Source organism: Curtobacterium sp. MCLR17_045 (assembly GCF_003234405.1).
Classification (GTDB): Bacteria; Actinomycetota; Actinomycetes; order Actinomycetales; family Microbacteriaceae; genus Curtobacterium; species Curtobacterium flaccumfaciens.
In genome coordinates, this window is sequence record NZ_QKTB01000004.1 from 1 (window position 1) to 23,081 (window position 23,081).

At 71.7% G+C, this 23,081-nt stretch carries 17 protein-coding genes; 16 read left to right on the forward strand and 1 reads right to left on the reverse strand.

The genetic code is table 11. The features are described from left to right. Positions 1–51: 51 nt before the first annotated feature. The 5 genes from DEJ05_RS04395 (at position 52) to DEJ05_RS04415 (ending at position 7,730) form a co-directional block, all read left to right on the forward strand. Positions 52–1,023, forward strand: a complete 972-nt coding sequence (locus tag DEJ05_RS04395) for a MoxR family ATPase (protein ID WP_027465773.1) — start codon at positions 52–54, stop codon at positions 1,021–1,023. Positions 1,024–1,121: 98 nt separating this feature from the next. Then, positions 1,122–2,435, forward strand: a complete 1,314-nt coding sequence (locus DEJ05_RS04400; RefSeq protein WP_258376084.1) for a DUF58 domain-containing protein — start codon at positions 1,122–1,124, stop codon at positions 2,433–2,435. Then, on the forward strand, positions 2,432–4,909 hold the full coding sequence (locus tag DEJ05_RS04405) for a DUF3488 domain-containing protein (RefSeq protein WP_111109856.1): 2,478 nt from the start codon (positions 2,432–2,434) through the stop codon (positions 4,907–4,909). The genes DEJ05_RS04400 and DEJ05_RS04405 overlap by 4 nt, the downstream gene beginning before the upstream one ends. Beyond that, on the forward strand, positions 4,906–6,894 hold the full coding sequence (locus tag DEJ05_RS04410) for a zinc-ribbon domain-containing protein (protein WP_111109857.1): 1,989 nt from the start codon (positions 4,906–4,908) through the stop codon (positions 6,892–6,894). Before DEJ05_RS04405 ends, DEJ05_RS04410 begins: the two co-directional genes overlap by 4 nt. Before the next feature lie 65 nt (positions 6,895–6,959). Next, positions 6,960–7,730, forward strand: a complete 771-nt coding sequence (locus tag DEJ05_RS04415) for a hypothetical protein (RefSeq protein ID WP_111109858.1) — start codon at positions 6,960–6,962, stop codon at positions 7,728–7,730. A gap of 85 nt (positions 7,731–7,815) precedes the next feature. Here the strand turns inward: DEJ05_RS04415 and DEJ05_RS04420 are convergent, their stop codons facing one another. Beyond that, positions 7,816–8,808 carry an asparaginase gene (locus DEJ05_RS04420; protein ID WP_111029240.1) on the reverse strand — a complete coding sequence of 331 codons (993 nt, stop codon included), beginning with the start codon at positions 8,806–8,808 and terminating at the stop codon, positions 7,816–7,818. Positions 8,809–8,842: 34 nt separating this feature from the next. On the opposite strand from DEJ05_RS04420, the gene DEJ05_RS04425 reads away from it, so the two are divergent. The 11 genes from DEJ05_RS04425 to infB all read left to right on the forward strand — a co-directional run bounded on the left by DEJ05_RS04425 (position 8,843) and on the right by infB (position 23,040). Next, positions 8,843–9,352 (forward strand): OsmC family protein, encoded by a 510-nt coding sequence (locus tag DEJ05_RS04425; RefSeq protein ID WP_071404620.1) that lies wholly within the window; start codon positions 8,843–8,845, stop codon positions 9,350–9,352. A gap of 6 nt (positions 9,353–9,358) precedes the next feature. Continuing rightward, positions 9,359–10,330, forward strand: a complete 972-nt coding sequence (locus DEJ05_RS04430; protein WP_071404621.1) for an FKBP-type peptidyl-prolyl cis-trans isomerase — start codon at positions 9,359–9,361, stop codon at positions 10,328–10,330. 2 nt (positions 10,331–10,332) lie between these two features. Then, positions 10,333–11,445 carry a 1-deoxy-D-xylulose-5-phosphate reductoisomerase gene (gene dxr / locus DEJ05_RS04435; RefSeq protein WP_111109859.1) on the forward strand — a complete coding sequence of 371 codons (1,113 nt, stop codon included), beginning with the start codon at positions 10,333–10,335 and terminating at the stop codon, positions 11,443–11,445. A 128-nt stretch (positions 11,446–11,573) separates the two neighbouring features. Further along, positions 11,574–12,908: an RIP metalloprotease gene (locus tag DEJ05_RS04440; protein ID WP_173034034.1), complete on the forward strand. Its 1,335-nt coding sequence runs from the start codon at positions 11,574–11,576 to the stop codon at positions 12,906–12,908. 24 nt (positions 12,909–12,932) lie between these two features. Then, complete coding sequence (locus DEJ05_RS04445) at positions 12,933–14,405, forward strand: cytosine permease (protein WP_111109860.1); 1,473 nt, start codon at positions 12,933–12,935, stop codon at positions 14,403–14,405. After that, positions 14,402–14,962: a cysteine hydrolase family protein gene (locus tag DEJ05_RS04450; protein ID WP_111109861.1), complete on the forward strand. Its 561-nt coding sequence runs from the start codon at positions 14,402–14,404 to the stop codon at positions 14,960–14,962. The genes DEJ05_RS04445 and DEJ05_RS04450 overlap by 4 nt, the downstream gene beginning before the upstream one ends. Positions 14,963–15,018: 56 nt before the next feature. After that, a complete protein-coding gene (gene ispG / locus DEJ05_RS04455) occupies positions 15,019–16,173 on the forward strand; it encodes a flavodoxin-dependent (E)-4-hydroxy-3-methylbut-2-enyl-diphosphate synthase (protein ID WP_171907786.1) in 1,155 nt (384 codons plus the stop codon). A 684-nt stretch (positions 16,174–16,857) separates the two neighbouring features. After that, positions 16,858–18,609 (forward strand): proline--tRNA ligase, encoded by a 1,752-nt coding sequence (locus DEJ05_RS04460; RefSeq protein WP_111029245.1) that lies wholly within the window; start codon positions 16,858–16,860, stop codon positions 18,607–18,609. A gap of 143 nt (positions 18,610–18,752) precedes the next feature. Continuing rightward, positions 18,753–19,748, forward strand: a complete 996-nt coding sequence (gene nusA / locus DEJ05_RS04465) for a transcription termination factor NusA (protein WP_071414715.1) — start codon at positions 18,753–18,755, stop codon at positions 19,746–19,748. A 68-nt stretch (positions 19,749–19,816) separates the two neighbouring features. Continuing rightward, positions 19,817–20,128 carry a YlxR family protein gene (locus tag DEJ05_RS04470; RefSeq protein ID WP_031259737.1) on the forward strand — a complete coding sequence of 104 codons (312 nt, stop codon included), beginning with the start codon at positions 19,817–19,819 and terminating at the stop codon, positions 20,126–20,128. A 74-nt stretch (positions 20,129–20,202) separates the two neighbouring features. Beyond that, on the forward strand, positions 20,203–23,040 hold the full coding sequence (gene infB, locus DEJ05_RS04475) for a translation initiation factor IF-2 (RefSeq protein ID WP_111109862.1): 2,838 nt from the start codon (positions 20,203–20,205) through the stop codon (positions 23,038–23,040). Positions 23,041–23,081: the final 41 nt, after the last annotated feature.

Genomic DNA, 23,081 nt, shown 5'->3' on the forward strand with positions numbered 1-23,081 from the left:
CGACCCTCCCGCCGCCGCACACCTCCCGCCACGACCGAAGGACCACCCCGCATGAGCATGACCCCGGAGCAGGCCACCTGGTTCGCCGACGTCGCAGGCCGCATCGTGACCAACGTCGAGCAGGTGCTCCTCGGGAAGACGTTCGTGATCCGCCTCGCGGTCACGGCGATGCTCAGCGAGGGGCACCTGCTCCTCGAGGACGTCCCCGGAACGGGCAAGACGAGTCTCGCCCGGGCGATGGCGCAGAGCGTGCAGGGCACCACGAACCGCATCCAGTTCACCCCCGACCTGCTGCCGGGCGACATCACCGGCATCAGCGTCTACGACCAGCGGACGCAGGAGTTCGACTTCCACCGCGGGCCGGTCTTCGCGAACATCGTGCTCGCCGACGAGATCAACCGTGCGAGCCCGAAGACGCAGTCCGCGCTGCTCGAAGCGATGGAGGAGTCCGCGATCACGGTCGACGGCGTCAACCACCGTCTCGCCGCGCCCTTCATGGTCATCGCGACCCAGAACCCGATCGAGCAGGCTGGCACGTACCGTCTGCCCGAGGCGCAGCTCGACCGCTTCCTCATGAAGACGTCCATCGGCTACCCCGACCACGCCGCGACGGTGAAGATCCTCGAGACCTCGTCGGCTCCGTCGGCGTCGGTCCCGCTGGCGAGCGTCGTGCCCGCCGCGACCATCACCGAGATGGCCGCCCTGGCGCGCACCGTGCACGTCGACGCCGTGATCGCCGACTACGTCGCCCGTCTGGTGGACGCGACCCGCTCGGCGAGCGAGGTCCGGCTCGGCGTCAGTGTCCGTGGGGCGATGGGCCTGATCCGTGCCTCCCGTGTCCTCGCGGCGCTGAGCGGTCGCCACTACGTCACGCCGGACGACGTGAAGGCACTGGCCGTCCCGGTCCTCGCGCACCGCCTGGTGCTCGACGCCGAGGCCGAGTTCGACGGCGTCAGCGCGCCGAGCGTCATCGCGCAGCTCCTGGTGGAGACCCCGCCGCCCGCCGACCGAGTCACGACGTGACGGACCGCCGGCCCGTCTCCACGCGCTCGCGCCGTCCGTCCTCGACGCGGTCGCGTCGTGGCACGACGGCGTACGAGCGCACGGGGACGGTCACCGGCATGACCAACGTGCGGACGCGCATCGTCGGTGACCGCGAGGGCGTCGCAGCGGATGCGGTCATCGGGATCGTCCGGCTCTGGGCAACGGCCTGGAGGCTCGTCCTGCGTCTCTGGGGCGAGGTCTCGTCCGTCGTCACGGGGCTCGGGTGGACGGTCGCCGCCCTGACGCTCGTCGCGTTCGTGACCGGCTACCGGTTCGGCCTGCGGGAGATCGTCGTCGTCGGGTTCGCCGGCGCCGTGCTCGCGGTGGTCGCCGCGGTGGCGTTGATCGGCCGGTCGCGGCTGGCGATCCGGATGCGGCTGCCGCAGCACCGTGTGGCGGTCGGCGACGACGCCGGCGTGATCATCACGGCTGAGAACCCCACGCGTCTGCCGTCGGTGCCGACCACGGTCGAGGTGCCGGTCGGATCCGGCCTGGTCGACGTCGCGTTCCCGGCCATCGGGCCGCACGGCACCCTCGAGCGGGAGGTCCCCGTCCCGACGCTCCGCCGCGGAGTGCTCGACGTCGGTCCCGTGACGGGCGTCCGCGCCGACCCGGTGGGACTCGTCCGCCGCGAGCTCGTCTGGACCGCCCGTGAGCAGGTCATCGTGCACCCGCGCACCATTGCGATCCCGTCGACGAGCACCGGCTTGGTGCGCGACCTCGAGGGGCAGGCGACGACGGACCTGTCACCCGCGGACATCGCCTTCCACGCCATCCGCGAGTACATGCCCGGCGACGACCCGCGCACCATCCACTGGAAGTCGACCGCCAAATCCGGCGCGCTCATGGTCCGGCAGTTCGAGGACACCCGTCGCTCGCACCTCGTCGTCGCGCTCGGCATCGCCCGCGGTGAGTTCGCCGACGACGAGGAGTTCGAGCTCGCCGTCAGCGCGGCCGCGTCCCTCGGCGCGCGGGCGATCCGCGACGGCCGTGAGGTCTCGGTCGTGGTGTCGCAGCGCACGCCCGAGTTCGCGAAGCGTGCCGTGTACGCCGTGCGGACGCTCCCCACCGTCACGCCGACGCGCCTGCTCGACGACTTCGCCTCGGTCGGCCTCGCTGACGCGTGCCTGCCGATCGCCGAGGTCTCCCGGATCGTCGGGAGCGACACCGAGGGCATCTCCGTCGCGTTCCTCGTGGTGGGGTCGACCGTCGGCCTGCCCGCGCTCCGACTCGCCGCCACGCGGTTCCCCGTCGGGGTGGAGGTCGTCGCGGTGATCTGCGAGCCCGAGGCCCAGCCGCGGTTCCTGCGCGTCGCGGGTCTGACGGTGATGACCATCGGCTACCTGGACGACCTCCGGCACGCCCTGCACCGATCGGCGTCGGCAGCATGAGCGCCGCACCCGTGACCACCCCGGCCCCCGCCGCGGACCGGGCGAGGCGCTCGACCCGGCGGTCCGACCGTCGCGACGCACGGCGGCTCGTGCCGTTCCGGCTCGCCGGCGGCACGCTGGCGGTCTGGCTGTTGCTGGCCGTCGCGAGCACGTCCTGGTGGCCGGCGTACCGGGACGGCGCGATGATCGCCGCCGCCGTCACGGCGATCGTCATCGGGACGGTCGTCGCGCTCCTCGGCACCCTGTTCCGGCTCCCGACGGCCGTCGTGGCGATCGCGACCGTCGCCGCCTTCACGCTCACGGGCGTCCCCGCCGCCGTGCCGAGTCAGGCCAACGGCCTGCTGCCCACCGGACGCGGCCTCCTCGACCTCTTCGCCGGCGTCGCCCTCGGCTGGAAGCAGCTGGTGACCATCAGCCTGCCGGTCGGCTCCTACGAGGCGCTCCTCGTGCCGTACTTCGTGACGCTGCTCGTGGCCACGGTGACCGCCGTTAGCGTGGCGACCCGCGCCTCCAGGCAGGAACTCGCGAGCATCCCGGCACTGGTGCTCTTCGCGGTGGGGGTGGTCGTCGGGCCGAGCCGGCTCGACACGTCGATCGTGACGGCGGTCGTCCTGGTCGGCCTCGCCCTCGTCTGGGCGCTGACCGTGCGGCACGCACGGCGCGCCGTCGCGGTGGCGACCACGATCGGTGCACGTGTGCCGGTCGCACGGTCGATCGTCCGCCCCGCCCTCGTGGGAACCGGCACCATAGTGGCCGCGGCGGTCGTCGCGACCGGACTCGGCCTGGTGGCACCTCCGTCGGGTGAGCGCACCGTCGCACGCACCGACGTCGTGAAGCCGTTCGACCCACGCGACTACGTCAGTCCGCTCAGTGGGTTCCGCGCCTACGAGGAGTCCACCGCCTCGGACGCGACCCAGCTCCGGGTGACCGGTCTACCCGAGGGCGGGTTCGTCCGCATCGCGACGCTCGACACCTACGACGGCGTCGTCTACCGCGTCGGCGGGGCCGACGGCTCGGCCGGCTCGGGCACCTTCGAACGGGTACCGACCGCGGTCGACGTCCGTGGCGTCCGGGGCACCACGGTCGACGTCGGCGTGACGGTCGACGGGTACCGCGGTGTGTGGCTGCCGACGGTCGGTGACCTGGAGCGCGTGGAGTTCACCGGGCAGGACGCCGACGACGAGCGCGGCGCCTTCTTCTACAACGGGTCGACCGGCACCGGCGCCGTGGTCGGCGGAGTCGGGGACGGCACGTCCTACGACCTGACGGCGGTGCTGCCCGACCAGCCGACGGAACGGCAGCTGGCCACCGCACGGCCGGGGAGCGCCGCCGTGCCCACCGCACGGGACGTCCCCGACGCCGTGCGCGACACCGTGGAGTCCACGACGAAGGACGTGTCGGCACCCGGTGCGAAGCTCCTCGCCGCGGTGCAGTCGCTGCAGCGGAACGGGTACGTCAGCCACGGTGTCGGCGACGACCGGATGAGTCGGTCCGGTCACGGTGCCGACCGTGTCCAGGAGCTCCTCACCGCACCCCTGATGATCGGGGACCAGGAGCAGTACGCCGCGGCGGCCGCACTGATGGCGGACGAGATCGGGTTCCCGGCACGGGTCGTGATGGGCTTCACGGCCGGGGGAGACTCGGGCCGCGACGGCACCGGAGCGCCTGGCGGGACGACGACCTTCCGTGGGTCCGACGTCACGGCCCGCATCGAGGTGGACACCGCGCAGTGGGGATGGGTGATGCTCAACCCCAACCCCGAGGTGCGCGAGATCCCGAACGAGCAGCAGCAGACCCCGCAGCCGGTCACCCGACCCGAGACGGTGGTGCCGCCGCCCCCGGTCGACCGGCAGGACCAGGACCAGCAGACGCCCCCCGAGAGCGACCGGAACACGCCGCCGGTGCAGCCGCTCTGGCTCCAGATCCTGCTCGCGGTGCTGCCCTGGGCCCTCGGGACCCTCGGCGTGGTCGCGCTCGTCCTGCTGCCGTTCGCCGTGATCGTGCTGCTGAAGCGACTGCGGCGCCGCCGACGGCGGAACGCCACCACGCCCCGCGGCCGCATCGTCGGCGCCTGGGACGAGTACCGCGACGCACTGCTCGACCGCGGGCACGACGTGCGGCAGGCAGCAACCCGACGCGAAGCCGTGGTCGGTGCACCGGGCGACGGTGGCACCGGACTCGCCGCGCTGGCCGACCGTGCGGTGTTCGGTCCGAGTGACGCCGACCAGACCACCGCCGACCGCATGTGGGCGGCGACCGACGATGCGATCGGTTCGCTCCGGACGGGGCGGACCCGGAGGGAGCGGTTCCGCACCGCCGTCTCGCTCCGGTCCCTGCGGGGAACGGGACGCCGTCCGACGGCACGGTCCCGTCGGAGGACCGACGGCCAGGCTGCGTCGGGGCGCGGCGACTACGATGTCCAGAGGCCGGACGAGCGTCGTGGACGGCCGAGTGAGGACAGAGGCACCACGTGATCAGATGCGAACACTGCGGATCGATGCTCCCGGACGGAGCGATCTTCTGCGGTGAGTGCGGACGCGCGGTCACCGCCGCCGCGAGCCGTCGCCCGGTCGCGCCGACCCCCGTCGAACAGGCACCGCCGCCACCGTTGCAGCAGCCCGACGCCCACGGCCGACGGTCCGACCCGGCTTCCGACGCCTGGTTGCCCGAAGCCACGCTCGATCCCGCCACGCGTGCGTGGCTCACCGGTGCCGACCGTCGCGGCACCGAACCGCCGGCACCCGTGCCGGTGCAGCGTCCCGATGCCTTCGCCCCGCGCCAGGCCCCCTCCCATGTGCACGGTGCCGGCTCCGGGCTCGAGGACTGGTCGGGTGCGCCGGGCGAGTCCGAGCCTCCCCTCGACCCCGACGCGTACCCGTCCGAACCCCTCGATGCGGACGACCCCGAACGCACGCGGATCGCCCCGGCTCCCGGTCGCCCCGAGACGCCCGAGGACCCGATCCGCGATGCTCCGTCGTCGGTGTCGGACCGGGCGGTGCGACAGCCCGTCGAGTCCCAGCCCGTCGAGCCCCAGCCCGTCGAGCCGCCGCCCGCTGCCGAGCCCTCCGTTCCGGTGTGGGCGCCGCCCGCTGCCACCGCACCCCCGGCGGCACCCGCCGGTCCGTCCTGGTGGGTCGGTCGCGGTACCCCGGCTGCCGAGGCGCCGGCCGATCCGGTCGTCCCGCCGATGCCGGGAGCACCCGCCGGACCTGCTTCCAAACAGGACGATGCGGCTCCTGCGCCCGACGAACACGCGGCACAGGACGCCCAGAACGCACAGGATGCACAGGAACCCCAGGACGCACAGGGTGCCCGGGACGCCTCCGAGCCGAAGCCCGACGAGGCGATCGTGGCCGCGTCGGAGACGAGCGCCACCGACGATCAGCCGGCCGTGGTGTCGCCCCCGCAGCCCGGGGACACCGCCGTGGTCGAGCCGCTGATCGACCGTCGACCGCCCCGTCCGGCCCCGCTCGTCACCCCGGGCATGCACGAGACGACCATCTGCCACGTCTGCGGCAACCGGCTCGAACCCGACGACATCTTCTGCGGCGAGTGCGGAGCCGTCCGTCCGGCGGTCACCGCGGCCTTCACCGGCCCGGTCATGCCGCTGCCGATAACCCGACCCGATTGGGCAGCAGAGGAGTCCGACAGCACGCAGGCCCCCGACGCGGGCAACGCTGCGGACGAGCCGGACGAGCCCGACGCGGGTTCCGCCGAGCCCGCGGGTCCGAACGAGTCCGACGAGCGCGCTGCAGGCGACGAGCCGGACGACGAGATCCCAGTGGACGACGATTTCCTCCGCGCCGAGGTCGAGCAGTCCGATGCCGGCCGACGTCCCCGCGGAGCGCACGCTGCACCGGTGACCGAGCCCGAGCCGCCGACCGAGGCGTCCGCCGTGCCGCGCACGCCGATCCCGCCGGTGCCCGGTTCCGCCACCGTCCCCTCCTCGGCACCGTCCGCCGACACCGCGGGCGTGCCCTCCGCTGCACCGCTGCCCCCGATCCCGGGAGCGACCGGACCGGTGCTGCCGCTTCCGCCCGTCGACCGGTCGGAGTCTCCCGCAGCGGCCGGCGCGCTCGACGACCTCGACGAGGACGTCGACGAGACCCGCATCGTCGCGAAGACCCCGACCCGGGCACCGTTCGTGCTGCACTTCAGCACGGGCGAGCGACTCGGGGTGCACGGCACGGGCCTGCTCGGCCGACTGCCGCGTCCGCAGCCGGGGGAGCGCTACGACGACCTGCTGACCGTGCACGACCCGGGCAAGTCCGTGTCGAAGACGCACCTCGAGCTCGGCCGTGACGGCGACGACCTGTGGGTCTCCGACCGGTTCTCCGGCAACGGCACGGTCGTCCGGCACATCGACGGATCGATCCGCCGCTGCGAGCCCGGTCGCCGGTACCGCGTCGAGCGTGGTGCCCGCGTCGACATCGGTGAGCAGTTCTTCCTGGTGCAGTAGGCGACTTCTCCACAGATCGGGTCCCGGGCCAGCACTGAGCTGCTCGTTCCTGGTGCGATGGGGTCATGTCCCGGTTCACCGCTCGTTGCGTGATCGTGGGGGCCGCGGTCGCGCTCGTCGTGGCCGGGGTCCTCGCGCCGATCAGCGGCGCGGGGCAGGGCGTCCTGCTCGGCGCGGGTGCGTGCTGCGCGCTGGTCGACGTGGTGCTGCACCGTTCGGCCTCGCCGGACCCGGTCGCGGTCGTCGCTCCGCGCGGACCTGACCAGCCCGCTGAGCCCGGACCGCTCGGTGCGCCGGAAACGCTGACGGGCACCGTTCCCGAGGACGGTGACGGCACGCCGGCACTCGTCCTCGGGCACGGTCCGGGCGGCCGCGTGCTCCGGGTCGACGCCGCGTCCCACGTCGTGGTCGTCGGTGCCGGAGCACTCGCCGTCGCGGTGTTCCGCGGGCTGGCCGAGCAGCTCAGAGCCGCTGCCGTCCACACCGAAGAGGACCTGCGCTGGGCTGCTTCCCCCGAGGGCCTCGACGCCGTGCGGACCAGCAGCCCCGAACCAGCCCCGAGCGCCCGGTCAGCGAGCACCCGGGCAGCGAGCAGCCTGTCAGTGCACCCCCTGCCATCGGGGACCTCGGTCGCGGTGCGGATGGGGGCCGACGGCCGACCGCACGGGTCCGTGGTGCTCGTGGCCGGACTCGGATCGGCGCCTCGTCAGCAGGACGTCACCGTCGAGGTCTCACGGTACGGCTGCTCCGTCCGTCGACCCGACGACCACGCGGTCGTCCGGGTGTCCCCGGCGCTGCCGGTCCTCGTCCCCGACCCCGTGAGCGCCGATCGATGACCACCGCCGACTCTTGACCAGCGCTGACCCTTGACCAGCGCCGACCCTTGACCGGCGCTGACCCTTGACCAGCCCCGAGCAACGATCAGCGCAACCCGGCGCCGACCCGCACCGCGCCGACGGGCACGCCACCGCCGAGCACCCGCTCACCGGTCGCCTCGAGCACCTCGGCCACCCCGTCCGACGCCACGAGCCCGTTCCGCTCGAGCAGCGCCAGGGCCGCCAGGGTGCCGGCCCGCTGCGAGCCGTCGAGCACCTTCACGGCCACGGCGGCGCCTCCGGGCAACCCCATGACCATGACGCCCTCGGCACCGAGCTTCGCCAGCACCTGCAGTCGCTCGATGGTGACCGTGTTCGCGCGTCCGACGCCGTCGATCGCCCACGGGTGCGCCAGGACCGCATCGGTCAGGGCAGCGGAGTCGTCGTCGGCCCGTGCCACGACACCGGCGAACCCGCGTGCCAACCCCGTCAGGGTGAGCGGGAACACGGGGGCGCCGCAGCCGTCCGTACCGACCAGGTCGACGGTCTCGTGCGTGTACTCCTCGACGACGGAACGCACCCGCTGCTGCAACGGGTGCTCGATGTCGAGGTACGTGGCTTCGTCCCACCCGTTCACCCGGCAGGCAGCGAGCATGCCGGCGTGCTTGCCGGAGCAGTTCATCGCCAGTCGGCGGGGGCCGTCCATCGTCCGGGCGGTCCCGCGGTCGAAGGGCATGTCGGGCGGGCAGCCGAGGTCGGATTCGACGTGGTCGAAGGACTCGAGCATGTGCAGGGCGAGCGCCTGGTGGGCCGCGGTGCCGGCGTGGCTCGCGGTGGTGAGGACGAGTTCCTCGTCGGAGAACAGCGCACCGGCACCTCGGACGGCCAGGGCCTGGAACGGCTTCATGGTGGAACGCGGGTAGATGCTCGCGGTCACGTCGCCCACGGAGTCGATCACGGTGCCGCTCGCGTCGACGACGACGCCGGCGCCGACGTGCCGGCTCTCGTCGAACCCTGAGCGTTCGAGCACCGCCAGCTCGACAGAACCGTCGGCGGTGAGAGGATGGCGATCACTGCGGACTTCGGGGCTCACCGTCATGCCGCCATGCTAGCCAAGGCGAAGGGGCGCACCCGTGCACGACCACTCCTACGAGGTCTCCGTCAGCTGGACCGGCGACCGCGGGACCGGCACCTCCGGGTACCGCGACTACGGCCGCGAACACGTGGTCTCCGCGACCGGCAAGCCCGACGTCCCCGGCTCCGCCGACCCGACGTTCCGCGGGGACCGTGACCGCTGGAACCCCGAGGAGATGGTGGTCGCGGCGCTGGCCCAGTGCCACATGCTCAGCTACCTGCACGTCGCGGTGACGAAGGGCTTCACCGTCGTCGACTACCAGGACACCGCGACCGCGTCGCTCCGCCTGAACCGCGACGGTTCGGGCGAACTGACCGAGGCGACCCTGCACCCGGTCGTCACGATCCTCGAAGCCGACCGGGTCGCGGACGCCGAAGCCGCACACGTCACCGCCAACGAGCTCTGCTTCATCGCGCGGTCCGTGGCGTTCCCGGTGCACCACGAGCCGCAGCTGGTCGTCCGACCTGCGTCATTGGCAGGGGACTCTTCGACAGGTGGGGCAGACTAGGTCCTCGTGAAGCGTCTCCGCCTGCTCCCGATCGCCATCGTCCCCGCCGTCGTGCTGGGACTCGCCGCCTGCTCCGGCTCCGGTTCGAACGGGTCCTCGGCTTCGCCGACCCCGTCGGCCAGTGCCACGGCCTCGGCGATCACCTCCTGCCCCGACCCGGGCAAGTCGTCCGATGCCATCAAGGCGACCGGGTCGTTCGGCGGACCGAAGGCACCGACCGTGAAGTTCTCGTCCGGCCTGTCCGCGAAGACGCCGCAGGCCACCCGCCTCGTGAAGGGCAAGGGCGCGGCGCTCGACGAGGGCGACTACGCGCAGGTCTCCTACAGCGTGTACGAGGCATCGGACGCCAAGAAGCTCGGCACCGTCGGCTTCGACGAGGGCAACCCGCAGGTGCTCTCCGTCGGCGGATCGGGCTTCGGCGCGCTCCTCGCCTGCTCGAAGGTGGGCGACCGCGTCGCCGCGGTCGGACAGTCCTCGGCACTCGGCTTCAACACCGGCGGCGAGATCGTCGTGGTCGCCGACGTCGTCGCACAGACCCCGACCAAGGCGACCGGTACCCCGCAAGACCAGGACCCGGGCCTGCCCACGGTCAAGGACAAGGCCTCGGGCGAGCCGGAGATCACGGTCCCCGACGGCGTCAAGGCGCCCACGAAGACCACCGTCGAGGTGCTCAAGCAGGGCGACGGCACCGAGATCGCCGACGGCGACACCGCACTCGTGCAGTACAAGGGCGTCGTCTACGACACCGGCAAGGAGTTCGACTCCTCGTGGTCGAAGGGTGTCCCCACCACCTTCACCGTGTCGGAGAGCGCGCTCATCAAGGGCTTCGTCACCGGGCTCGTCGGGCAGAAGGTCGGCTCGCAGGTCCTGATCGTCGCCACGCCGGAGGACGCCTACGGCGCGAACCCGCAGGAGGGCTCGGGCATCCCGAAGAACGCCACGCTCGTCTTCGTGGTCGACATCCTCGCCAAGGGCTGACCGTGACGGACGGCCGCCTCGGCAGCACCGGTCCTGATCGTCGGCGGATCGTCGTCCTCGGCAGCACCGGCTCGATCGGCACCCAGGCGCTCGACGTGGTCGCCCGCAACCCCGACCGGTTCGAGGTCGTCGGGCTCACCGCCGGCAGCAACCGCGACCTCGTCGCCGAGCAGGCCGCCCGGTTCGGCGTCCGCGACACGGCGTTCGGCGCGGCCGACTCGGAGCAGCTCGTCCGGAGCGTCGAGGCCGACGTCGTCCTGAACGGCATCACCGGCTCGGTCGGCCTCGGCCCGACGCTCGCGGCCCTCGAGACCGGTGCCGTGCTCGCCCTCGCGAACAAGGAGAGCCTGATCGTCGGCGGCTCCCTCGTGCAGCAGGCCGCGGCGCCCGGGCAGATCGTGCCCGTGGACAGCGAGCACTCCGCCATCGCGCAGGCGCTGCGCTCCGGCGCCGACGCCGAGGTGCAGCGGCTCGTCCTGACGGCGAGCGGCGGTCCGTTCCGTGGACGCACCCGCGAGCAGCTCCGTGACGTCACCCCCGCCCAGGCACTGGCGCACCCGACCTGGGACATGGGGCTCGTCGTCACGACGAACTCCGCGACCCTGGTCAACAAGGGGCTCGAGGTCATCGAGGCCCACCTGCTCTTCGACGTGCCGTACGACCGCATCGACGTCACCGTGCACGCGCAGTCGATCGTGCACTCGATGGTCGAGTTCGTCGACGGCTCCACCATCGCCCAGGCGTCGCCGCCGGACATGCGGCTGCCGATCGCGCTCGGCCTGGCCTGGCCGGACCGGGTGCCCGGCGTCGGCGTGCCGCTCGACTGGACGACCGCGAGCACGTGGACGTTCGAGCCGCTCGACCAGGACGCCTTCGGCGCCGTCGCCCTCGCCAAGCGGGTGGGCGAGCTGGGCGGGACGTTCCCGGCCGTGTTCAACGCCGCGAACGAGCAGGCCGTCGCCGCGTTCCACGCGGGTGCGATCGGTTTCCTCGACATCGTCGACACGGTGGAGCGCGTCGTCGAGGAGCACACCGCGGGGGAGCCGTCACTCGACGGCGTGCTCGCCGCGGAGCAGTGGGCCCGCACCGCTGCGGACCGCGCGCTGACCCGCTGACGCGAGTGGCGCCTCCCGTCCGACGCGGAGGCGGCAGACCGCGGACGTGACGCACAGGCCTGGAGGCCCAGATCACCTCTCAGACGGCGCTCGGCTCCGTCATGGAATCAGTCCCGTACTCTTTCCCGGTGACCGTCGAATCCGTCCTGCTCTTCGTCCTCGGCGTGGTCGTCTTCATCATCGGCCTGCTGGTCTCGATCGGACTCCACGAGCTGGGGCACCTGTCCTTCGCGAAGCTCTTCAACGTCAAGGTGACGCAGTACTCGCTGGGCTTCGGCAAGGCGATGTGGTCGTTCAAGCGGGGTGAGACCGAGTACGGGATCCGCCCGATCCTGCTCGGTGGGTACATCTCGATGGTCGGCATGCTCAAGCCGCGCGCCTCGGGCCGGGCGAACGCCATCACGAACACCGGCATGTACGGCGCGTTCGTGCAGGACGCCCGCCAGGCCAGCGCCGAGCAGATCGCGGACTCCGGCGGTGACGACTCCCGCGCCTTCTACCGCCTGACGCCCTGGAAGCGGATCATCGTGATGGTCGCGGGCCCGGCCATGAACCTGGTGATCGGCATCGTGCTGTTCGGTGTGCTGCTGTGCGGGTTCGGGGCGCCGACGACGACCTTCACGTCGAGCGTCGGGTGCGTGCTGCCGAACAGCCAGACGACCGAGTGCTCGCCCGGCGACGCGGTGTCCCCGGCGAAGCAGGCCGGCATCGAGTCCGGCGACGTCGTGCTCTCGGTGAACGGCGAGCAGGACCCCACCATCACCCGCGTCTCCGAGGTCTTCCAGGAGTCCGCCGGTGAGCAGGTCACCGTGGTCGTCGAGCGCGACGGTGCCCGCAAGACCCTCGAGATCACCCCGACGACCGCCACCCGCGACGTCTACGACGCCGAGGGCAAGGTCGTCAAGAACGACGACGGCACCACGAAGACCCAGCGCGTCGGCGTGGTCGGCGTCAGCATCGGGCAGTCCCTGGTGCGGCAGTCCCCGGCCGAGGTGCTGCCCGCGACCGGCGCCCAGATCGCGGCGTCCGCGCACCTGATCATCGACCTGCCGCAGCGCCTGGTCGCCGTGTGGAACGCCGCGTTCGGTGCCCAGGAGCGGTCGCAGGACAGCCCCGTGTCGGTGGTGGGTGTGGGCCGTGCGATCGGCGAGGTCTCGTCGATGAGCGGTGTCCCCGTGGTCGACAAGGCGTACACGATCCTCGGGCTGCTGGCCTCGCTCAACATCGGCCTGTTCGTGCTGAACATGGTGCCGCTGCTGCCGCTCGACGGCGGACACATCGCGGGTGCGCTCTGGGAAGCGATCAAGCGACGGTCGTTCAAGCTCGTCGGCAAGGCGGATCCGGGGCCCATCGACCTGGCGAAGACGATGCCGCTGACGATGGTCGTCGTGGTGCTGCTGGCGGGGATGAGCGCGCTGCTGATCTACGCCGACATCGTGCGGCCGGTGAACCTGTTCGGGTAGTCGCTCCGGCGCTACGCTCAGCGGATGACCACAGCCGCCCCGAACCCTCCCGAGGTTCGCACCGTCGAGCGCCAGGGCCTCGACGTCATCGCCGAGTCCGATCGGAAGGGCACCCCACGGGGACTGTTCTGGCCGTGGTTCGCCGCGAACATCTCCGTCCTCGGCATCGCCTACGGGGCGTTCGTCATCGGGTTCGGCATCTCCTTCTGGCAGGCCACCGCCGTCTCGGTCGTCGGGGTGGTGTTCTCGTTCCTGCTGTGCGGCGTCGTCGCGATCGCCGGCAAGCGGGGGTCGGCGCCGACGATGGTGCTGAGTCGTGCGGCCTTCGGCGTGCGGGGCAACCGGGTGCCCTCGTTCCTCAGCTGGATCCTCACCGTCGGGTGGGAGACCTCGCTCGCCGCACTGGCGGTCCTGGCGACCTCCACGGTCTTCACCGAGCTCGGCTGGGACGGCGGGGTGCTGACGAAGGTCGTCGCGCTGGTCGTCGTCGCCGCGCTCGTGGTCGGGGCCGGCGTCGCGGGCTTCGACGTGATCATGCGCCTGCAGACCTGGATCACGGTCATCACGGGGGTGCTCACCGTCGTCTACATCGTGCTCGCGGTGCCCTCCATCGACTTCGCCGCGATCGCCGCGATGCCCTCCGGCAGCGGTCAGCAGGTCATCGGGGCCCTGGTCCTGGTGATGACCGGCTTCGGCCTCGGCTGGGTGAACGCCGCCGCTGACTACTCCCGGTACCTGCCGCGGGCCGCGTCCACCGGTGGGGTCGTCGGGTGGACGACCTTCGGCGGCGCGCTGGCCCCGGCGATCCTCGTGGTCTTCGGCGTCCTGCTCGCCGGCTCGTCGCCGGACCTGAACGCTGCCATCCAGGACGACCCGATCGGCGCGCTCACCACCATCCTGCCGATCTGGTTCCTCATCCCGTTCGCGATCGTGGCGATCCTCGGGCTCGTCGGGGGAGCGGTCCTCGACATCTACTCGTCGGGCCTCGCGCTGCTGAGCGTCGGCGTGAAGATCCCGCGGCCGGTCGCAGCCGGGGTCGACGGAGCGTTCATGGTCGCCGGCGCCGTGTACATCGCCTTCTTCGCGACCAGCTTCGCGAAGCCGTTCCAGGCGTTCCTGATCACCCTCGGCGTGCCGATCGCGGTGTGGGCCGGCATCTTCGTCGCCGACGTCCTGCTGCGCCGACGCGCCTACGCGGAGTCCGAGCTCGACGACCGTCGCGGCCGCTACGGTGACGTCCGGTGGGGCGCGATCGCGCTGGTCCTGGTCGGCACGGCCCTGGGCTGGGGACTCGTGACGCTCTCGTCGCCCGCGTGGTTGTCGTGGCAGGGCTACCTGCTCGGCCCGTTCGGCCTCGGCGGACGCGAGGGGCCGTGGGCCTACGCGAACCTCGGCGTCCTCGTCGCCCTGGTCGTCGGGTTCCTCGGCACGCTGCTGTTCGCGCGCGGGTCGATCCGCCGTCAGGAAGCACTCGCCACGCCGGACGACCTGCGATGAGCGCGGCGATCCCCGACGACGCCTGGCTCGTCGTGATCGACATGCAGCAGGTCTTCACCGGCGAGAACCCGTGGGCCGCCCCGCGGTACGACCACGCCGGTGCCGGCATCGAGCGGCTCCTGCCGCGGTTCACGGGCCGCACGGTGTTCACCCGCTTCGTGGCTCCGGCGGAGCCCGAGGGTGCGTGGGTGCCGTACTACCGCGACTGGCCCTTCGCACTGGTCCCGGACACCGACCCGCTGTACGCGCTCACCGAGCCGTTCGCGTCGGCCGCCGCGGACCGGAACGACCCCGTCGTGACGGAACCGACCTTCGGCAAGTGGGGGACGAGCCTCCAGGCCGTCGTCGGCGACCACCCGCACCTGGTGCTCACGGGGGTGTCGACCGACTGCTGCGTGCTGTCGACCGCGCTGGCGGCGGCCGACGCGGGTGCGACGGTGACCGTCGTGGCGGACGCCTGTGCCGGCGGGACCGACGAGGACCACGACCGCGCGCTCGCGGTGATGCGGCTCTACGCTCCGCTCATCACGGTCGTCGACTCGGTCCGGGAGCTCTGAACGGACGCACGGGGACCGGACCCGGCACGGTCAGACCGAGCGCGTAGAGTGCTCACGTGCCCGCAGTCAACCTCGGTATGCCCAAGTCCCCCGAAACCCTCGCTCCGCGTCGCAAGTCGCGGCAGATCCGGGTCGGCAAGGTGCTCGTGGGCGGCGACGCCCCGGTGTCCGTGCAGTCGATGACCACGACGCAGACCACCAACATCAACGCGACGCTGCAGCAGATCGCCGAACTCACGGCGTCGGGCTGCGACATCGTCCGGGTCGCCGTGCCCACGCAGGACGACGCCGACGCGCTGGCGATCATCGCGAAGAAGTCGCAGATCCCCGTGATCGCCGACATCCACTTCCAGCCGAAGTACGTCTTCCAGGCGATCGACGCCGGCTGCGCCGCCGTCCGCGTCAACCCGGGCAACATCCGCAAGTTCGACGACCAGGTCGGCGCGATCGCCAAGGCCGCCAAGGACGCCGGCGTCTCGCTCCGCATCGGCGTGAACGCGGGGTCGCTCGAGCCGAGCCTGCTGCAGAAGTACGGCAAGGCCACCCCCGAGGCGCTCGTCGAGTCCGCGGTGTGGGAAGCCTCCCTGTTCGAGGAGCACGACTTCCACGACTTCAAGATCTCGGTCAAGCACAACGACCCGATCGTGATGGTCAAGGCCTACCGGCAGCTCGCCGCCGCCGGTGACTGGCCGCTGCACCTCGGCGTGACCGAGGCCGGCCCGGAGTTCCAGGGCACGATCAAGAGCGCTACCGCGTTCGGCATCCTGCTGGCCGAGGGCATCGGTGACACCATCCGCGTGTCCCTGTCCGCCCCGCCCGCGCAAGAGGTCAAGGTCGGCCTGCAGATCCTGCAGTCGCTCAACCTGCGCGAGCGCAAGCTCGAGATCGTCTCCTGCCCGAGCTGCGGTCGCGCGCAGGTCGACGTGTACCAGCTCGCGAACGACGTCACGAAGGGGCTCGAGGGCATGACCGTCCCGCTCCGCGTCGCCGTCATGGGCTGCGTCGTGAACGGCCCGGGCGAGGCGCGCGAGGCCGACCTCGGCGTCGCCTCGGGCAACGGCAAGGGGCAGATCTTCGTCAAGGGCCAGGTCGTCAAGACCGTGCCCGAGGCCGAGATCGTCCAGACCCTCATCAACGAGGCGAACCGCATCGCGGACGAGATGGGTCCGGCCGCCGCCACCGGCACGCCCCAGGTGATCATGGCGCCGTAGGCGCGACCACCCTCCGACCGGAGGCCCGGTGCCAGCTGGCACCGGGCCTCCGGTCCGTCGTCGTGCGGCGCCGACGCTGGCGCCAGCGCCGGTCGGCACGGTGCGCGCTTCGCGAGCGGCCGCCGGGTTGATCGCCTGGTGCGAGCCTGCAGGCGCGCACGGAGCGGCTGCCGCCGCACCGGCCGATGAACCTCGCACGGTGCGGCTCTGCTCCGCGTCGCCTGCGGCGCCCGCGACGCATCGCGGACCGGCCCGGAGGCCCGTTTCGGCTGCTCGACGCGCATCCCCTCCGCACGGTGCGGACTTCGCGAGCGGCTGCCTCGTTGATCGCCCGGTGCGAGCCTGCAGGCGCGCACCCAGCGGCTGCCGCCGCACGGGCCAGCGAACCGCGCACCGTGCGGCTCCGCTCCGCGTCGCCGGCGGCACCCGCGACGCGCGCGACGCACCGCGGACCGGCCCGGAGGCCCGCTGCAGCTGCTCGACGCGCATCCCCTCCGCACGGTGCGGACTTCGCGAGCGGCCGCCTCGTTGATCGCCCGGTGCGAGCCTGCAGACGCGCACCCAGCGGCTGCCGCCGCACGAGCCAGCGAACCGCGCACCGTGCCGAACCGCGCCGCCAGCGCCCAGCGGCGGGGACACTGCAGCGAACCCACGCCGCCTGCCCGCCGCCACTAGGCTTGCCCCGTGGTCACACGGCTTTCGCATCTGTTCCTCCGTACGCTCCGCGACGACCCCTCCGACGCCGAGGTGACGAGCCACAAGCTGCTCGTCCGCGCCGGGTACGTCCGTCGCCAGTCCCCGGGGATCTTCGCCTGGCTGCCGCTCGGCCTCCGGGTGCGCGCCAAGATCGAGGCGATCATCCGCGACGAGATGGTCGCAGCCGGTGCGCAGGAGGTCCTGCTGCCCGCGCTCCTGCCCCGTGAGCCGTACGAGGCGACGAACCGCTGGACCGAGTACGGCGACGGCATGTTCCGCCTGCAGGACCGCAAGGGTTCCGACTACCTGCTCGCACCCACGCACGAGGAGATGTTCGCGCTCCTGGTGAAGGACCTCTACTCGTCCTACAAGGACCTGCCGGTCACGCTGTTCCAGATCCAGGACAAGTACCGCGACGAGGCCCGGCCCCGCGCCGGACTCCTGCGCGGCCGCGAGTTCACCATGAAGGACGCGTACTCGTTCGACCTCACCGACGAGGGCCTCGAGCGCAGCTACCAGGTCATGCGCGACGCGTACGAGAAGATCTTCGCCCGCCTCGGCCTCGACTACGTCATCGTCAAGGCCGACGCCGGCGCGATGGGCGGCTCGAAGTCCGAGGAGTTCCTGCACCCGATCGGCGTCGGCGAGGACACCTTCGTCCGCAGCGCCGGCGGCTACGCGGCCAACGTCGAGGCGTACGTCACCCCCGTCCCCGAGTCGCTGCCGATCGAGGGCCAGCCGGAGCCCGTGCTGCTGCCGGCGTCGGACACCCCGACGATCGACACGCTCGTCGCCCACGCGAACCAGGTCGCGCCGCGCGAGGGTGCACCGTGGACCGCGGCGGACACGCTGAAGAACGTCGTCCTGGCGCTCACCCACCTCGACGGCACGCGCGAGGTCGTGGTCGTCGGCCTGCCCGGTGACCGCGACGTCGACCTGAAGCGCGCCGAGGTGTCGTTCGCCCCCGCCGAGGTCGAGGCCGCCGGCGACGACGACTTCAAGAAGCACCGCGGCCTGGTGAAGGGCTACATCGGCCCGCAGGTCCTCGGCGCCGACAGCGCCACCGGCCTCCGCTACTTCGTCGACCCGCGTGTGGTCGACGGCACGAGCTGGATCACCGGCGCCAACGAGCGCGGCGTGCACGTGTCCGGCCTCGTCGCCGGCCGTGACTTCGTGGCCGACGGTGTCGTCGAGGTCTCCGACGTCCGCGCGGGTGACCCGTCCCCGGACGGCTCCGGCCCCCTCGAGACCGCGCGCGGCATGGAGATCGGGCACGTCTTCCAGCTCGGCCGCAAGTACGCCGAGGCGCTCGGTCTCAAGGTGCAGGACGAGAACGGCAAGCTCGCGACGGTCACGATGGGCTCGTACGGCATCGGCGTGACCCGCATCCTCGCGATCCTGGCCGAGTCCCACAACGACGAGAAGGGCCTGGTCTGGCCGAAGAACGTCGCGCCGTTCGACGTGCACATCGTCGCCACCGGCCGTGACCAGGTCGCCTACGAGCTGGCGGCGTCCGTCGTCGCCGAGCTCGAGGGCGAGCGGTTCGACGTGCTGTACGACGACCGCCCCAAGGTCTCGCCCGGCGTGAAGCTCCGTGACGCCGAGCTGCTCGGCATGCCGATCGTCGTCGTCGCCGGCCGCGGCGCCGCCGAGGGCGTCGTCGAGCTGTGGGACCGCGCGACCGGCGACCGCCGCGACGTGCCGGTGGCCGAGCTGCTCGACGCGGTCCGCGCGATCTAGACGCGACCCCTGACGGACAGCAGGCCCGTGGCGACCCCGCCACGGGCCTCCTGTCCGTTTCCTGGTTCTGGGGTACGCTTGTGGCCGACTTCTGCGCAGTTCCACCCCGCAGGAGCGACTCATCTGAATACGGAGGCACCTCGGTGAAGATCGATCTCGCAGTCCTGCGACTCATGGAGCGCGAGCGGGAGATCCCGTTCGACGAGCTCGTCCAGATCATCGAATCTGCCATCCTGACCGCCTACCAGAAGCACGCCGACGAGAACGGCGAGCCGGCCCACGCGCAGTCGCGTGTGGAGCTCGACCGCAAGTCCGGCGAGGTCAGCGTCTACGTCCCCGAGCTCGACGACGAGGGCACCGTCATCGGTGAAGCCGTCGACCAGCCGAGCGACTTCGGACGCATCGCGGCCTTCGCGGCGAAGCAGGTCATCAACCAGCGCCTGCGCGACATCGGCGACGACAAGATCCTCGGCGAGTTCCGCGGCAAGGAAGGCGACATCGTCGCGGGCGTGGTCCAGCAGGGCCCGAACCCGAAGATGGTGCACGTCGACCTCGGCACGATCGAGGCGATCCTGCCGCCCGAAGAGCAGGTGCCGGGGGAGTCGTACAAGCACGGCTCCCGCATCCGCGTCTACGTGACGAGCGTCGCCCGCGGCAACAAGGGCCCGCAGATCATCGTGTCGCGCACGCACCCGGGCCTCGTCCGGAAGCTCTTCGCACTCGAGGTCCCGGAGATCGCGTCCGGTGTCGTCGAGATCACCTCGCTCGCCCGCGAGGCCGGCCACCGCACGAAGATCGCCGTCAAGGCGAACGAGCCCGGCGTGAACGCGAAGGGTGCCTGCATCGGCGAGCTCGGCGCACGTGTCCGTGCGGTCACGAACGAGCTCGGCGCCGAGAAGATCGACATCGTCGACTACTCGTCCGACCTCGCATCGTTCGTCGCGAGCGCCCTGTCGCCGGCCAAGGTGACGAGCGCGTTCGTGCTCGACGCCTCGACGAAGGCCGTCCGCGCGCTCGTGCCGGACTACCAGCTGTCGCTCGCGATCGGCAAGGAGGGGCAGAACGCCCGCCTCGCCGCGAAGCTCACCGGCGCCCGCATCGACATCCAGCCGGACTCCATCCTGGACGGCGAGGACTAGGACGATTTCGCTCCCGGCGCGCCCTGCGAGGGCGCGCCGGATCGCGCACGTCCGAGGCAAGGAGTAGAGTGGTTCCCGTCAGAACGTGCATCGGCAGTCGTCGTCGCGCTTCCCGATCCTCCCTCCTCCGAGTCGTCGCCCTGAGCGATGGCCGTGTCGTGGCGGATCCGAAGGCAGTCATGCCGGGCCGGGGAGCGTGGCTCACACCGACCGTCGATGCCTACGATCTGGCCGTCAAGCGCAGGGCTTTCCGCCGTGCGCTCCGGTTGGATCGCGATCCCGACACGTCCGCGGTGCTCGACCACATCGTCGGTCTCCCACAGGAACCGGCCGAGCGCCCGGACATGACAGAACAGGCTGAACGGCTTATGGACAACTGATGAGCGGCTCGAAATGAGACCCGTCATCCATTGAGTCCTGCCCCTTCACGGGGTGGGACCCGTGAAGGAGAACAGTGGCTAAACCACGCGTACACGAGATCGCAAGCGAACTCGGCGTCGACAGCAAGACCGCACTCGAGAAGCTCAAGGAGCTCGGCGAGTTCGTCCGGGGTGCCAGCTCGAGCATCGAGCCCCCCGTGGCACGGAAGCTCCGTGCCGCCCTCCAGGCAGACGGCGCCCCCGCGGCGAAGCCCGCCGCCTCGGCCTCCGCGCCGAGCGCACCCGCCAAGGCCAGCGCGCCGAAGTCGAGTGCACCCAAGCCCGGCGGTCCCCGTCCGGGTCCGGCTCGTCCGGCACCGGCTCCCGAGCCCGAGGCCCCGGCAGCACCCGCTGCCGACGTCCCCGCACCGGCCGCACCGAAGTCCGTCGCCCAGCGACAGGCCGAGGCCGAGGCCGCGCAGAAGGCCCGCGCCGAGAAGCAGGCCGCCGAGCAGGCAGGCGGGTCGACCGACGCTGCGCCGAAGTCCGACGCCGTGAAGCCGGGCACCAGCCCGAAGGCTCCCGCGGCAGCCGGTCCGAAGCCGGGTGGCCCCAAGCCCGGTGCACGTCCGGGCAACAACCCGTACTCGTCGAACCAGGGCATGGGCTCGCGCCCGCCGCGCCCCGGCAACAACCCGTACTCGTCCAACCAGGGCATGGGCCAGCGCCCGGCCGCCGGCGCAGCCGGTGGCGGTGGCATCCCGCGTCCGCAGCCCCCGCGTCCGGGCACGCCCCGTCCGGGTGCTCCGCGCCCGGGTGGTCCCGGTCAGGGCAACCGTCCCAACGGCTTCGGGCAGCGCCCGGGCCAGGGTGGTGGCCGTGGCGGCCCCGGTGCCCGTCCGGGTGCCGGTGGCGGTGCCGGTGGCGGCTTCCCGCGTCCGGCCTTCAGTGGCCCGCGTCCCGCCGGTGGCGGTGGCCGTGGTCGTGGCCCCGGTGGTGGTACCGCCGGTGCGTTCGGTCGCGGTGGCGGCAAGAGCCGTGCCCGCAAGTCGAAGCGGACGAAGCGCGCCGAGTACGAGATGCGTCAGGCCCCGTCGCTCGGCGGTGTGCAGGTCCCTCGTGGCGACGGCAACACGGTCGTCCGACTCCGTCGTGGTGCGAGCATCTCGGACTTCGCGGACAAGATCGACGCCATGCCCGGCAACCTCGTGACGGTGCTGTTCCACCTCGGTGAGATGGCGACCGCGACCGAGTCGCTGGACGAGGCCACGTTCGAGGTCCTCGGTGACGAGCTGGGCTACAAGATCCAGATCGTCTCGCCCGAGGACGAGGACAAGGAGCTCCTCGAGGGCTTCGACATCGACCTCGACGCAGAACTCGAGGACGAAGACGACGACGTGCTGCAGCAGCGGCCGCCGGTGGTCACCGTCATGGGTCACGTCGACCACGGCAAGACCCGCCTCCTCGACGCGATCCGCAACTCGAAGGTCGTCGAGGGCGAGGCCGGTGGCATCACCCAGCACATCGGTGCGTACCAGATCGTCGCGCAGCACGAGGGCATCGACCGCCCGATCACCTTCATCGACACCCCGGGTCACGAGGCCTTCACGGCCATGCGTGCCCGTGGTGCCCAGGTGACGGACATCGCGATCCTCGTGGTCGCGGCGGACGACGGCATCATGCCCCAGACCATCGAGGCGTTGAACCACGCGCAGTCGGCCGGTGTGCCGATCGTCGTCGCGGTCAACAAGATCGACAAGGAAGGCGCGAACCCCGCCAAGGTCCGCCAGCAGCTCACCGAGTACAACCTGGTGGCTGAGGAGTACGGCGGCGACGTCATGTTCGTCGACGTGTCGGCGCGGCAGAACATCGGCATCCAGGAGCTCCTGGACGCCGTGCTGCTCACCGCGGACGCCGGTCTCGACCTGCGTGCGAACCCCGACAAGGACGCCCGTGGTGTCGCGATCGAGGCCCGGCTCGACAAGGGTCGCGGTGCAGTCGCCACGGTCCTCATCCAGTCCGGCACGCTCCACGTCGGTGACGCCATCGTGGCGGGCACGGCCTACGGCCGAGTCCGTGCGATGACGGACGAGAACGGGGTCGCGGTCAAGGCCGCGACGCCGAGCCGCCCGGTCCAGGTGCAGGGTCTGTCCTCGGTGCCCCGCGCCGGCGACACCTTCCTCGTCACGGAAGAGGACCGCACGGCGCGTCAGATCGCTGAGAAGCGTGAAGCCGCCGAGCGCAACGCCCTGCTGGCGAAGTCGCGCAAGCGCATCTCGCTCGAGGACTTCACCCGTGCGCTCGAAGAGGGCAAGGTCGAGTCGCTCAACCTCATCATCAAGGGTGACGTCTCCGGTGCCGTCGAGGCACTCGAGCAGTCGCTCCTGGACATCGAGGTCGACGACAGCGTCCAGCTCCGCATCCTGCACCGCGGTGTCGGTGCGATCACGGAGTCGGACATCGACCTCGCCACGATCGACAACGCCATCGTCATCGGCTTCAACGTCCGTCCGGACGTCAAGGCCCGTGAGCGTGCGGCGCGCGAAGGCATCGACGTGCGCTTCTACTCGGTCATCTACAACGCACTCGACGACATCGAGCAGTCCCTCAAGGGCATGCTCAAGCCCGAGTACGAAGAGGTCCAGTCGGGCGTCGCCGAGATCCGCGAGGTGTTCCGTTCCTCGAAGTTCGGCAACATCGCGGGTGTCATCGTCCGCTCCGGCACGATCACGCGCAACGCCAAGGCGCGCGTCATCCGCGAGGGTGTGGTGGTCGCCGATGGCCTGGCCATCGAGTCACTGCGTCGCTTCAAGGACGACGTGACCGAGGTCCGCACGGACTTCGAAGCCGGTATCGGTCTGGGCAAGTTCAACGACATCCAGATCGGCGACGAGGTCGAGACGACCGAACTCGTCGAGAAGCCGCGCGACTGATCGCGTGACTCCTCTGGGCCCCGGCCTCCCCACGTGGGAGG